11 protein-coding genes are annotated in these 13,260 nt (G+C 44.8%); 5 read left to right on the top strand and 6 right to left on the bottom strand.

What is annotated here, in order from left to right:
• The first annotated feature begins 156 nt into the window (after positions 1–156).
• Positions 157–1,527, top strand: coding sequence for a DEAD/DEAH box helicase (locus ABXT70_RS06430; RefSeq protein WP_443642347.1), 1,371 nt, complete (start codon positions 157–159; stop codon positions 1,525–1,527).
• A gap of 156 nt (positions 1,528–1,683) precedes the next feature.
• Here ABXT70_RS06430 and ABXT70_RS06425 read toward each other — a convergent pair whose 3' ends face one another.
• Positions 1,684–1,884 carry a hypothetical protein gene (locus tag ABXT70_RS06425; RefSeq protein ID WP_443642346.1) on the bottom strand — a complete coding sequence of 67 codons (201 nt, stop codon included), beginning with the start codon at positions 1,882–1,884 and terminating at the stop codon, positions 1,684–1,686.
• Positions 1,885–2,044: 160 nt separating this feature from the next.
• Positions 2,045–3,265: an argininosuccinate synthase gene (locus ABXT70_RS06420; RefSeq protein WP_443642345.1), complete on the bottom strand. Its 1,221-nt coding sequence runs from the start codon at positions 3,263–3,265 to the stop codon at positions 2,045–2,047.
• Positions 3,266–3,452: 187 nt separating this feature from the next.
• Here ABXT70_RS06420 and pyrC point away from each other — a divergent pair, with 187 nt between their 5' ends.
• Both pyrC and rnt read left to right on the top strand, forming a co-directional pair.
• Positions 3,453–4,478 carry a dihydroorotase gene (gene pyrC / locus ABXT70_RS06415; protein ID WP_443642344.1) on the top strand — a complete coding sequence of 342 codons (1,026 nt, stop codon included), beginning with the start codon at positions 3,453–3,455 and terminating at the stop codon, positions 4,476–4,478.
• Positions 4,479–4,485: 7 nt separating this feature from the next.
• Positions 4,486–5,121 (top strand): ribonuclease T, encoded by a 636-nt coding sequence (gene rnt / locus ABXT70_RS06410; RefSeq protein WP_443642490.1) that lies wholly within the window; start codon positions 4,486–4,488, stop codon positions 5,119–5,121.
• A 58-nt stretch (positions 5,122–5,179) separates the two neighbouring features.
• Here rnt and yidD read toward each other — a convergent pair whose 3' ends face one another.
• The 4 genes from yidD to trpS are packed head-to-tail and all read right to left on the bottom strand — an operon-like array spanning position 5,180 to position 9,647.
• Positions 5,180–5,464, bottom strand: a complete 285-nt coding sequence (gene yidD / locus ABXT70_RS06405; RefSeq protein WP_443642343.1) for a membrane protein insertion efficiency factor YidD — start codon at positions 5,462–5,464, stop codon at positions 5,180–5,182.
• Between the two features lie 4 nt (positions 5,465–5,468).
• Positions 5,469–7,601 carry an ATP-binding protein gene (locus ABXT70_RS06400; RefSeq protein WP_443642342.1) on the bottom strand — a complete coding sequence of 711 codons (2,133 nt, stop codon included), beginning with the start codon at positions 7,599–7,601 and terminating at the stop codon, positions 5,469–5,471.
• The gene (locus tag ABXT70_RS06395; RefSeq protein WP_443642341.1) at positions 7,601–8,305 is read right to left on the bottom strand and encodes a response regulator; all 705 of its coding nucleotides are present in this window, start codon (positions 8,303–8,305) and stop codon (positions 7,601–7,603) included. Before ABXT70_RS06395 ends, ABXT70_RS06400 begins: the two co-directional genes overlap by 1 nt.
• Positions 8,306–8,324: 19 nt before the next feature.
• Positions 8,325–9,647, bottom strand: a complete 1,323-nt coding sequence (trpS, locus tag ABXT70_RS06390) for a tryptophan--tRNA ligase (RefSeq protein WP_443642340.1) — start codon at positions 9,645–9,647, stop codon at positions 8,325–8,327.
• 278 nt (positions 9,648–9,925) lie between these two features.
• On the opposite strand from trpS, the gene msrA reads away from it, so the two are divergent.
• Together msrA and ABXT70_RS06380 are read left to right on the top strand one after the other, a co-directional pair.
• Positions 9,926–10,399 carry a peptide-methionine (S)-S-oxide reductase MsrA gene (gene msrA, locus ABXT70_RS06385; RefSeq protein WP_443642339.1) on the top strand — a complete coding sequence of 158 codons (474 nt, stop codon included), beginning with the start codon at positions 9,926–9,928 and terminating at the stop codon, positions 10,397–10,399.
• 163 nt (positions 10,400–10,562) lie between these two features.
• Positions 10,563–13,088, top strand: a complete 2,526-nt coding sequence (locus tag ABXT70_RS06380; RefSeq protein WP_443642338.1) for a GcvT family protein — start codon at positions 10,563–10,565, stop codon at positions 13,086–13,088.
• The last annotated feature ends 172 nt before the right edge of the window (positions 13,089–13,260 follow it).

The following is a 13,260-nucleotide window of genomic DNA, read 5'->3' as shown; positions in this document are numbered from 1 at the left end:
ATTAGGTTAACTACGGTGCTTCAAGTGTAACGCAACCAGCTTAGCTTGCCCATTATCCAATTGTACAAGAAGGCCATAAGACAGTCTTTAAATGGCGTTTTTAACCCATATCCTGTATGCTCCAGCGCCCTAACACGCCTATTACAGAGATACTCCATGTCATTTGCCGAACTTGGTCTTGAGCCACGCCTATTAACCGCTATAGAGAGCAAAGGTTATACCGTTCCAAGCCCAATCCAAGAGAAAGCTATTCCAGCCATTTTGGCGGGTGACGATGTCATGGCAGCGGCCCAAACGGGGACAGGCAAGACCGCAGCCTTTACCTTGCCGCTGTTACAACGGCTAGCAAAAGGGCAGCGAGCACAGGCCAACCAAGTACGAGCCCTCGTGCTTACTCCTACTCGGGAACTAGCTGCTCAAGTAGCAGAAAGCGTAGCCACCTACGGCGTAGACTTGCCGTTAACCTCAGCGGTGGTATTTGGTGGCGTTAAAATTAACCCACAGATGATGCGTTTACGTCGCGGTGCAGATGTTTTAGTTGCTACTCCTGGCCGCCTATTGGATTTATTTCAACAAAAGGCTGTGAAATTCAATCAACTCGAAGTACTTATTTTGGATGAAGCCGACCGTATGTTGGACATGGGTTTTATCAATGATTTAAAACGCATCTTGTCTTTCTTGCCGAAAGACCGCCAAAACCTCATGTTCTCAGCTACTTTTGCAGATCAAATAAGAGACCTTGCTAAAGGCCTCATGAACAACCCTGTAGAGATCAATGTCAGTCCTGCTAACAGTGCAGCCCCCACTGTCAAACAGTGGCTGTATCCCGTAGATAAAAAGCAAAAGGCTGCACTACTACAGGAGCTTATTATCAGTAAGAAGTGGGCACGGGTATTAGTATTTTGTCGTACTAAGCACGGCTGTAACAAGCTAGCTAAGTGGCTTGTAGGTGGTGGTATAAGTGCTGACGCTATCCATGGCAACAAGAGCCAAGGTGCCCGTACACGAGCTCTAGCCCAGTTTAAGGCCGGTGAAGTTAAAGTATTAGTTGCCACGGATATCGCTGCTCGAGGGCTGGACATTGAGCAACTGCCTCAAGTGGTTAACTATGACCTACCTAATATTTCTGAAGATTATGTTCACCGTATTGGCAGAACTGGTCGTGCCAACAAGACAGGCGAAGCAATCTCTTTAGTTTGTGCCGATGAAATTGAATTTCTAGAATCCATTGAGCTCCTTATTCAAAAGCACATTGAACGGGACTATATTGAAGGCTTTATACCTACTCATGCACTGCCACCATCACGTGACCTTCGTACACTAAAAAACAAGAAACCAAAAAAACCTAAGCTGAAGTCTGAGCAGTTGACTTTACAGGCCCCTAAAAAAAGAAAGCCACAGGTAAAGTCTGCCTTATCTAAATCGAACCAACGCAGATCTTCTCAATCTCCTTCTGGAGATGCCAGGCCAGCCAAACAGAACCCTTGGACCAAATCCAACGGACCCAGCAAGCGCCCTGCTCGCTAGCCTGCAGCGACCAATGTGGGGCATTTGTCAAAGCCAAAAAAATAGCAAAAAAATGCCCTGTACAAACTAACCGAAGGGGAAGCGGTTACCTGTATAGGGCACGGATTTTTACTAGATGTACAACTAAGACCAACGCTTAAGTTAAAAGTTCATAATTTATATGGCTTGAACCTTTTGCTTACCGTTTTCGTTAAATGAGCAATCCGTTGGCGCCAAAATCTTTGCTTGATCTGGCGACACCACCTCAAATTCCATAGTGTAGTGTAAATATTCTTCACGGAATGGCACTAACCCACTAGCTAATAGCTCAGGGTGTTGCTCTAAAACTTCCTCAGAAAAGGGTATGAAACACTGCATTGGTAACTCCTTGTTATCATCAATGCCTATTAAAGACTGGGAAGATGGATAAAAATTGCACCAATGATGGAGAAATAATGGATCTTTTGATTAATTACCGTTAAATAACAAAAAGCCAAGCAATTGCTTGGCTTTTTGTTTGCTTAAGACTGTCTAAATGCTACTTAAGCAAATCACGACCTTTGCTAGCTTCAATACGCATACGTAGCGCATTCAACTTGATAAAACCAGCCGCATCCTGTTGATTATAAGCACCCGCATCGTCTTCCATGGTGGCCATTGCCGCATCAAAAAGACTGTCCTTGGATTTACGGCCTATTACGTCTACATTGCCTTTGTATAGCTTCAGTCTAACCGTACCGTTGACATACTCCTGAGACCGGTTAATTAACGCTTGCAACATTTGACGCTCTTCAGACCACCAGTAGCCGTTATAAACTAATTTAGCATACCGTGGCATAATTTCGTCTTTAAGGTGGGCGGCTTCACGATCCATGGTAATAGACTCAATTGCACGATGAGCCTTGAGCATGATAGTACCGCCTGGCGTTTCATAACAGCCTCGAGCTTTCATGCCAACATAACGGTTTTCAACGATATCTAAACGACCTATACCATTTGCTCCAGCTACTCGATTAAGTTCCGTTAATACGGTCGCAGGACTCATGGATTCGCCATTGATGGCAACAATATCACCTTGTTGGTAATCTAATTCAATATAGGTAGCTTCATCTGGAGCTGCTTCTGGAGCCACGCTCCAACGCCACATGTCTTCATCTGATGGGTGCCAAGGGTCTTCTAACATGCCGCTTTCATAGGAAATGTGCAACAAGTTCGCATCCATAGAGTAAGGCGAGCTTTTCTTATTTTTGAAATCTACGGGGATACCATGCTGTTCGCAGTAGTCCATTAAACTTTCACGAGAATTCAAATCCCACTCACGCCATGGGGCAATTACCTCTACTCCTGGCTTGAGGGCATAAGCACCCAACTCAAAACGCACTTGGTCATTACCCTTGCCAGTAGCGCCATGGGAGATTGCATCTGCTCCCGTTAGATTGGCAATTTCAATCAGACGTTTAGCAATTAATGGGCGAGCAATAGAAGTGCCTAACAGGTATTCTCCTTCATATACCGCATTGGCTCTAAACATAGGGAATACAAAATCTCGTACAAACTCTTCTCGCAAGTCTTCAATATATATTTCTTTAACACCTAAGGCCTCGGCTTTAGCTCGAGCAGGTTCAACTTCTTCGCCCTGCCCTAAATCGGCGGTAAATGTCACCACCTCACAGTGATAGGTTTCTTGCAACCATTTAACTATAACGGATGTGTCTAAACCACCAGAATAGGCTAATACTACTTTCTTTATGTCTGCCATAGCAGTGAAATCCCTGTAACAAAAATAATGAGTCATTATGCAAATAAAGTATACATGGATGCTTCTAACAGCACAGCATTAGCGCATAAAAATTACCTGATTGTGAGTATTTTATTAACCCTACTCCTGATAAAATGAGCTGCATTGTTTGATCTAACCGACTGGCCACTGGGCTCGAGAATTTCCCATGCATTCACTTACTATAATCCGCCCTGACGATTGGCACTTGCACCTGCGTGACGGGGCTGTGCTAGCGCGCACTGTGCCCGACACAGCGTCACAATTTGGCCGCGCCATGATAATGCCCAACCTTACTCCGCCCATTGTAGACACCAGAATGGCTGTTGCCTATAAAGCTCGCTTGGATGCTCAAAAAAGCTCTTTGATACCGTTAATGACATTGTATCTAACCGACCACACCAGTGCGCTAGAAATTCAGCGCGCTTTTGATTCTGGTATTGTTAAGGCGGTTAAACTCTACCCCGCGGGCGCCACCACTAATTCTGCAGCAGGCGTTACCAACATTGAACACATCTACCCCGCTATAGAAAAGCTTGCAGAACTTGGTATGCCATTGTTGGTTCATGGTGAAGTCACTGACTCCCATGTGGACATTTTCGATCGTGAAAAAGGCTTTATTGACCAACATCTGGCCCCCTTATTACATCGCTTCCCAAATTTGAAGTGTGTGTTTGAACACATTACCACCGATGATGCAGCTCAATTCGTCGCTGGTGCCAGTGATTTGGTTGCCGCTACTGTTACACCTCAACACTTGCTGTATAACCGCAATGACTTATTGGTAGGTGGCGTTAAACCCCACTTATATTGCCTGCCAGTGCTTAAGCGCAACACCCATCAACAAGCTTTACAGACTGCGGTATCTAATGACAGCAAAAAGTTCTTTTTAGGCACAGACTCAGCGCCCCATGCTCAAGGCGCTAAGGAAAGCGCATGTGGCTGCGCCGGCTGTTACTCTTCCCCTGCAGCTATTGAACTCTACGCCCAAGCCTTTGAGTCTTTTGATGCATTGGATAAGCTGGAAGCTTTTGCAAGCTTAAACGGCCCTGATTTTTATGGTTTGGCTCGTAATAGCGACACCATAACCTTAACTCGACGCAGCTGGCAGATCCCTTCTAGCCTAAGCTTTGGAGATGAGGTAATTATTCCCTTAGGTGCGGGCGAAACCCTTAACTGGAAAATGGAGGCATAAGAGCGTGATTAAAGATCGTTTTCGGGGCTATCTGCCTATTATTGTTGATGTAGAAACAGCTGGTTTTAATAGCCATACAGACGCTCTCCTAGAGGCTGCTGCAGTAATTATTGATATGGATGAAGATGGCTTACTCTATGCCAAAGAAACTATAGATTGCCACATCGAACCTTTTGAAGGTGCAAATTTAGAAGCAGCTGCTTTAGAATTCACTGGCATAGATCCGTCGGATCCAGAACGTGAAGCTATTACAGAACGTGAGGCGTTGGATCAGTTGTTTAAGCCAATTCGTAAAGCTATGAAGGCAAGCGAATGTAAACGCGCTATTTTAGTAGGTCATAACGCTGCCTTCGATTTAAATTTTATAAATGCGGCGGTTCATCGTTGCCAACAAAAGCGCAACCCTTTCCACCCTTTCTCTTGTTTTGATACAGCAACATTGGCAGGCTTGGCTTATGGGCAAACAGTATTGGCTAAGGCTTGTGCGGCGGCTGATATACGTTTTAGCAATCAAGATGCTCATAGTGCACGTTATGATGCAGAAAAAACTGCTGAATTATTCTGCACTATTGTTAACCGATGGAAACAACTAGGTGGTTGGCAAGTGGAAGACGACGAGTTCCCCTTCGCAGGATTAGATTAGTCTAACTTATTGGTCCTGCACCGCATTGAAGGATGTTCAATGGGAAATGATGGTCGAATCAGCTTACCTTGTCGTCCTGAGCAGAAAACTGGCTATGCTCATAACTACCCGGTACTGGCTCATAGCCACCTTTAGAAAATGGATTGCAACGTAGAATACGCCATGCTGCCATAGCAAACCCCTTGCCCGCACCATGTAATTTAATAGCCTCTATCGCATAGCTAGAACACGTTGGTTGGTAGCGGCAGTTACTGCCTAACAAGGGACTTAATAAGTATCGATAGCCTCGTACTAAAATGATTAACACCTTAGCAAAGATAGAGATTTTGGTATTTTTGGTCATTTTACTACACCAACAATATGGGTAATCGAACCCTAAACATAACACCTTCGGGTTGGCTCAAGTTATGGGCAGAAACACTTCCGCCATGGAATTGGCTAATCAATCGTACAATATATAATCCTAGACCAAAATGGGCATGGCCAGCGCCAGCAGCGCGAGCCGAGACCATTGAGTTAAACATTCCAGCAATAAGTTCTAGTGGGATATTGAGGCCATTATTTTCCACTTCTAGATAGCAATCATACTCTTGTTGATACAGACGCACCGTAATCAAACTGCCATCAGCACGAAAGTCTCTAGCATTGTCGAGTAATTTATCGAGCAGTTGCTCTATACGGTAGTCAACACCTGCTACATAAATCACCTGCTGATCTGACTCAAACACTACGTCTGCTAGCCCTCCTAGCGTGCCTGGATTTTGGTGATGGACATAGGTCTGTAACAAATGCAACAAATTCAACGGTTCCAACTCATCCTCATGCAAGGCGGCTTCCAAGTTAGCAGCATCAGCCAGCTTCTCAACAATTGCGCTAATCTTAACTAATCCTCTTTGTGCACTATCAATATAACGTTGCTGACCCTCTGCAACCCCATGCATTTGCAAATTTTCCAAGGAAGTCATGGTAGCATTGAGCGGGTTATTAACCTCATGACGCAAGGTGCGCGGCATGGTGCTCATAAATTCTTGGTGTTCATGAAGCCTAGCAACAACACCAGAAAAACTTCGAGCTAAATCGCCAATTTCGTCGCCAGCACGTGTTTCGTTGTGCAACCGGTCTGTCCTTAATCTGCCATCTGGATCAACAATTTGCTGAGCTTCCCTACCCAAACGTCTGATGCGCATAGCTTGACGCCATGAGAACAGCAACAAAACCAACAAAATAACCAGCATGGTAGATAGGCTAAGCAAGGCAATGTTCTCCATAGCCTGCTTCTGTAAACCCAGTATTTGTGCAGTGGACTGTTTAATCAGCACCACCCCCAGCAGTTCGCCTTCTTGGTCTGCGATAGGTGCAGCAACGGCAAAAACTTGTTCTGTAGGTCCTTTATGCCAGCGCCCACTGGCAAACTTTTTATCCAAGGCCCGGTTAAGTAGATCTCGCTCTTGGCTGGCAGCTTGGACCGGGTTTAAATAGGCCGGAATAGCGATAAACCAGTCTAACCCTTGATTAAGCCAACTTTGAATACGTTCAAAAACGTCCTGAGGCTTAATCTGTTCAGACTGTGGAGGACTCACTTGGCCTACACTAGCTCGCACTTGTAAATGATTATCGTAAATCACGATTTGCGAGTCAGAGCGACTTAAGCTCGACAATATTTTGTGAGCTTCGGGTGCCCGCATAGCCAATAAGTTAAAGTGGCTCTCTACCGTAGTATCGGCCCCTACTAATGTTTTTAAATGACGCATGGTGCCATCTTCGCTATCTACATCAGCCACAGCTAAACCAAATTCTTGACGTTGATTCAAAAAGTATTTTGGTAAAGCAAATTCGACCAAATAGCCATCAACTAATTGGCGCATAACAGCTTTAATAATAAAAGATGATGAGGGGCTTCTATATTGGGGCGTGGCCCAGTCTTCCTTAACGTACCACACCTCCATAGCACCAGCATTGGTGGCCACCATGACTAGACGTCTCTCATTACCATTTCGATCTGGCAAGGTTAACCGTAAATGATCGCTCAAATCTAACTTGGGTGTACCCTTGGTTCTTAACACCGTTTTATCGTCTTGAATTCGAACAAGGCCAAAGATACGATCGTCTTTTTCACCTAGTAATAAACTATAACCGTCTTCACTACCCTCGCCAGAACCAAAATGATTAGCAAATAGTTGGAAATCTAGCCATTCGTTGGTATAGCCATCTACCTTAGTTTGGCCTGTTAGTGGATGGCTAAAAACCACCTGCTGGCTATCCAAATAAGGCAACTCAGCTAACAGATCATCTCGCCCTTGAAATAAAGTAACAATACCACGGGCCAACTGCTCTTGAGCCTGAGTTTGGCCTTCAATCATGAACACACGAGTTTCGGCCACAAAACGGTAGGATAACCAAGGGATACTAATCAACACCAAAGCAAAAACTAAGACTTGGGTATTAAGTCGAAACCGTGGGCGCCTATTAGCAGAAGACATTAATTATCCGACCAGCGATAACCCATACCATATTCTGATTTGATAGCATCAAACTGAGCATCTATCTTTTTTACTTTACGCTTTATGTTGCGAATATGGGTACTTATGGTGTTATTAGACACATAATGTTGATGAGTGGCTTGAGCCAATGTGTCATAGGTTAGGATATTACCAGGCCTGCGGGTAAGGGCTTCAATCATGCGAAATTCTGTTAACGTAATGCCTACTATTTCTTGGTTACGCCATTTAGCCTGACGGCTTTCTTCAAGCAGTTGTAAATGGCCTATATTTCGTATTTTTTGATCATCTGTTTCTGCGGTCACTACTCTAATATCGCTTAAACGTATTAGTGTTGCTACTTTTTCCGCTAAAAAGTCCAACGATACAGGTTTTGGTTGATAATCCCACGCGCCCATCCTCAGGCCTAGAATTCGATCGATTTCGCCCACCCGTTCTGTCAGAAACAACACTGGAAGATCTGGATGGATTTTAAGCAAGGCAGCGCATAACTGAAACCCTGCATCAATATTGTCATCCATAATGATGTCGAGTATCACTAAATCTGGGCGCTGTTGTTTTAAGCCCACCTCGGCCTGATCTTTGCCAGCGTAGACGGTCACACGGTAACCACGCTGCTCTAGCGCGAATTGGTAATTATCTCGCTGGTCACGGTCATCTTCTACAATAACGATGTGCTTGGCCAAAGGTGGCTCCTTAACTCGGCTAACTAATTAACCGTTGCTCAAGTAATTGAAATGTTTGCTGTAGGTTTTTTTTGGCTTTCTTTTTTGCGCCGTCAATTTGTACTTGCAAGCCCAAGAGGGCTTCTTCACCTGCCACTTTAGGGTCACTACTGGCTTCAATAGTGTTGATCAAATCATCTACCTGTGAGGCCAATTGCAAAACTTCTTGTTCGGCCCTTTGTTTGGCAATTGCCATCGCTTTAGCTTTACCAGCATCTACTTTGGCCTGTTCTTCTTGAGTCAGCTCTTTTTTTACCTTAGTTGCAGTGTGCTTAGCACCCATATCCCCAACCAAAGACATAATGCCCACAGCCGAGCGCAAGCGCTCCATAAAAGGTTCGCTTTGGGCACGGGCTTTAGCTGCACCTTTTTGTAATTCGGATTCAATATAGGCAGGGTCTGTAATAATTTCGTCGTAACGCTTACGCGCAGGGGTTAGATAGTCGTTTAGGTACTCAAACAGCTGGCCCTTCATATCCCCCCAACCGATGCCGTTGGCATAGGCTTTACGTATTGCCAAGGTTTCTTCATGACTGGCAAAAGCACTGTATATTTCAAACAAAGTACAGGTATCAGGGTCCTTCACTTCGCCGGGTTGCAAGCTATTGGTGGTGATCTGAAAAATAAGTTTTCGTAATTCATCGGCAGGGGCAAATAAGGGAATGATATTGCCGTAACTCTTACTCATTTTACGGCCATCAAGACCCGACAAAACCTTTGGTTCACCTTCTTCAACCATCGCTTCTGGCAACACAAAGTGTTCTCCATAGGTGTGGTTAAAACGCATGGCAATGTCGCGACACATCTCAATATGCTGAATTTGATCTTTACCCACAGGGATTTGGTGGGCATTAAACATAAGGATATCTGCTGCCATAAGAACGGGATAGCTGTATAAACCCATGCTAATGCCCTGATCTAAGTCGGCATTGGATTGGCGTTGATTCTCGTCTACAGAAGCTTTGTACGCATGGGCTCTATTCATCATGCCCTTGGCAGTCACACAGGTTAAAAACCACGCAAGCTGAGGAATTTCAGGAATATCCGACTGACGATAAAAAGTGGCTTTATCGGTATCTAAACCTAAAGCTAACCAAATTGCAGCGATTTCACGACCAGAACGATGAACCGTTTGTGGGTCTTGGCATTTTATGAGGGCATGATAATCGGCAAGAAAATAAAAACTATCAGTATCCATTTGTTGGCTGGCAGCCACAGCAGGCTTAAGTGCGCCTAGGTAGTTACCTAGATGAGGTGTTCCGGTCGTGGTAATACCTGTGAGCACACGTTGTTTGGCTTGCATGGCTTGAGTCTACTGTTACAAATGAAAGCGTCATTATACACTGGGCATTACGCCTGCGTTAGCCCCAAATAAGGGATATGGAAAGTTATATTATTTTGCACATGGCAATGCCCTTCTCTTACTACAGTTTGATATAAAACTGAGCCTGCAGGTAACCTTGGTAAAAATAATCATAGTAGATATGTGCCTACCTAAAACTGTCGCTTTTAAATTATCTTGCTTCAATTGCATTGCACCGTTAAGGTACGATGATTCAACCTATTCACCAAGGTCACTCCATGGAACAATTAGCTACATTTGGCGCAGGCTGCTTTTGGGGTGTAGAAACCTTATTTGCTGAACAACAAGGCGTTACATCCACCTCTGTAGGTTACATGGGTGGGCACACCACAAATGTTACATACGAAGCCATTTGCCAGGGTGATACCGGCCACGCCGAAGTTGTGCAAATTACCTTTGATGACAACGTAATAGACTTCTCACAGCTGTTGCAGATATTTTGGCAAAACCATAATCCCACCACCCCTAATCAGCAGGGCCCAGACTTTGGCACTCAATATCGTTCGGTAGTGTTTTTCCATAATCAAGACCAACGACAACACGCCTTTGAAATGCGTCAACAACTGACCGACAAGGGTACATTTAAAGCACCCATTATCACCATTATTGAAGCTGCTGACCGTTACTATATCGCAGAGGATTACCATCAGAAGTATTTGTCAAAACGTGGCAAAACTAGCTGTTATATTTAACTGCTTTAACCCATTACTTCTAAGGGGTCTCTTGTTTCGTTAGTGTGCGTCGCTTTTTGACAAGTTAGCCCCAACCCCCATGGGTAAAATTTGCTCGTTATTTTTCGCTCAGTGGCAATCGTGCTCATTGGGCTACTTACCCTTTCTTCGGGAGCAAGCACACATGAAATCTTCTGCTAAAGTTGTCGTTATCGGCGGCGGCGTTGTCGGCGCAGGCACTTTGTACCATTTGGCCAAAAAAGGTTGGACCGACGTAGTGTTGGTCGAACGTAAAGAGCTTACTTCTGGCTCTACATGGCATGCAGCTGGTTTGCTACCGCTTTTTAACATGAGTTATTCTGTAGGTAAGCTACATCAGTACTCTGTTGACTTTTACCATGAACTAGAAAAAGAAACCGGTATGAGTGTCGGTTTCTCCGTGGTGTCTAACATCCGTTTGGCGAACTGCGAATACCGTATGGACGAATACAAGTATTACGCTGGGGTTGCAAAGACTGTGGGGGTAGAGACTAAATTTCTTACACCTGAACAAGTGAAAGAAGTATGGCCTCTTTGTAATACAGAAGGCTTACTTGGTGCAATTCAACATCCAGATGATGGCTATATTCAACCAGCCGACCTCACTCAAGCTCTTTGCAAGGGTGCCCGAGACATGGGTGCTGAGATTTACCGTTTCACTTCGGTAACTGCAATTGAGCAGCAAGTTGATCACACTTGGATCGTTAAGACTGATAAGGGTGACATCGCGTGTGACCACGTAGTGTCTTGTACTGGCAGTTTTGCCCGTAAGACAGGTGAAATGGTTGGCCTAGATATTCCTGTAATCCCAGTAGAACATCAATTCATTGTCACTGAACCACATCCAGAAATTTTGGAGCGAAAAAAGCAAGGGTTGCCAGAGATGGGCGTATTACGCGAATCAGACGGTGGTTACTACTTACGTGAAGAAGCTGGTGGTTTGTTGTTAGGCCCATACGAAAAAGGCGCACCTTGCGTTTATGTAGATGGTCCAGCAGACGACTGTGAATACGAACTATTCAACCAAGAGTTGGATCGTTTAATGCCCCACATTGAATTCTGTATGAACCGTGTACCTGCCTTTGCCGAAGTTGGCGTTAAGGAAGTTTACAACGGTGCAATTGCATATACGCCAGATGGCAATCCTATTGTAGGCCCTGCTCCAGGCCTTAAGAACTTTTGGCTTAACGAAGGTCACTCCTTTGGTATTACTGCTGCCGGCGGAGCTGGCTGGCAATTAGCTGAATGGATGATCGATGGCGAGCCTACCGTAGACATGATGGGTGTAGACCCACGTCGCTTTGGTCCTTACGCCACCCGTGGTTACCTTAAGGAAAAGAACCAAGAAGCTTACTCTAACGTATTCACCACTCACTACCCAGACGAAGAGCGTGAAGCGGCTCGGCCTTTAAAGACCACGCCATGTTACGATCGTATGAAAGCACTAGGTGCAGTATTTGGTAGCGTTTACGGTTGGGAACGTCCTAACTGGTTTATACCTACTAAAGACTACGCTTTAACCGCAGAAGAGTTAGCCACCGACAACGTTGACCAGGTGCTGTGGAATCAAAACTTCTCTGAGCCACTTGATGGTGGCCCTATTGTAGAAAAGAACTCATTCCGTCGTTCTAACTATCATGAGTTTGTAGGCAACGAATGTAAACATGTGACTGAGAAAGTAGGTTTGCTAGACATGTCTGCTTTCGCTAAAGCCATTGTTAAAGGCCCCGGTGCAGAAGCATGGCTAGAGTACATCTTTGCTAACAAGATGCCTAAAACCATTGGTCGTATTTCACTGGTCCACATGCTAACTCTCCATGGTGGTGTGCGTGCTGAATTCACCGTTTACAAGACTGGCCCACAGAGCTACTACCTTGTATCTGCCGGTGCCTTTGAAACCCACGACCATGATTACCTATTCAAGCTTAAACCAGCCGATGGCAGTGTAGACGTGCAACGTGTGACCACCAATACCGGCGTACTTGTATTGGCTGGACCACGTTCACGTGACGTGTTGCAAAAAATCACTGACGCAGATTTGTCTAACGAAAATTTCAAATGGTTAACAGGTAAAAAGATCAACGTAGGTTATGCTACGGCAGAAGCTCTACGCGTGAACTTTGTAGGCGAATTAGGTTGGGAATTACACCACCCAATCGAAATGCAAAACTACATCTTTGATGAAGTCATGAAGGCTGGTGCCGAGTTCGATATTAAGCCATTTGGTATTCGTGCTATGGACTGCATGCGTTTAGAGAAATCTTACCGCTTGATTCCACGTGAAATGTCTATCGAATACTCTGCTATGGAATCTGCCCTAGGCCGTTTTGTACGTGTAGACAAGGAAGGTGATTTTATTGGTAAAGAAGCACTTATTGCTTGGGAAAAGCGTGGTGCTCAAAATGCCTTCGCTACCATCGAAGTACACGGCGTAACTGATGCAGATGCACGTGGGTCTGAAGCTATCTACAAGGACGGCAAAGTCATCGGTCGTGCCACTTCTGGCGGTTACGGCTGGCGTGTAGGTAAATCTCTCGCCCTAGGAATGGTTAAACCAGAACTCTCTGTTATTGGCACAGAACTCGAAATTGAAATTTTGGGTGAGATGTACAAAGCCACTGTGGTTGAAGAGTCACCTTTCGACCCGACAAATGCCAAATTGCGCGCTTAATCAGTTCCCGTAATAATAAGCAACAATTATTGGCCAAGTCATGCATTTGACTTGAGCCGAGTTTTTCATACTAAGTAGCGTTGACTTCTTGGTACGCAGGTTTAAAATGCCTGCTTTTATTAGCGTTAGCAAAAGCCAACGCTACCTTTTATATTTAAGTGAGATCATGTCC

The organism is Candidatus Njordibacter sp. Uisw_039 (genome assembly GCF_047730075.1).
Lineage (GTDB): Bacteria > Pseudomonadota > Gammaproteobacteria > Pseudomonadales > Balneatricaceae > Njordibacter.
Note: the sequence above shows the minus strand (reverse complement) of the source record. Positions and strands in the feature narration are given on the sequence as shown.

Bases quoted from the DNA above. Each gene is read 5' to 3' on its own strand.
- pyrC (WP_443642344.1), top strand. From the start codon at position 3,453: ATGCATTCACTTACTATAATCCGCCCTGACGATTGGCACTTGCACCTG.
- trpS (WP_443642340.1), bottom strand. From the start codon at position 9,647: ATGCAAGCCAAACAACGTGTGCTCACAGGTATTACCACGACCGGAACA.
- ABXT70_RS06420 (WP_443642345.1), bottom strand. From the start codon at position 3,265: ATGGCAGACATAAAGAAAGTAGTATTAGCCTATTCTGGTGGTTTAGAC.
- ABXT70_RS06380 (WP_443642338.1), top strand. From the start codon at position 10,563: ATGAAATCTTCTGCTAAAGTTGTCGTTATCGGCGGCGGCGTTGTCGGC.
- ABXT70_RS06400 (WP_443642342.1), bottom strand. From the start codon at position 7,601: ATGTCTTCTGCTAATAGGCGCCCACGGTTTCGACTTAATACCCAAGTC.
- ABXT70_RS06430 (WP_443642347.1), top strand. From the start codon at position 157: ATGTCATTTGCCGAACTTGGTCTTGAGCCACGCCTATTAACCGCTATA.
- ABXT70_RS06425 (WP_443642346.1), bottom strand. From the start codon at position 1,884: ATGCAGTGTTTCATACCCTTTTCTGAGGAAGTTTTAGAGCAACACCCT.
- msrA (WP_443642339.1), top strand. From the start codon at position 9,926: ATGGAACAATTAGCTACATTTGGCGCAGGCTGCTTTTGGGGTGTAGAA.
- yidD (WP_443642343.1), bottom strand. From the start codon at position 5,464: ATGACCAAAAATACCAAAATCTCTATCTTTGCTAAGGTGTTAATCATT.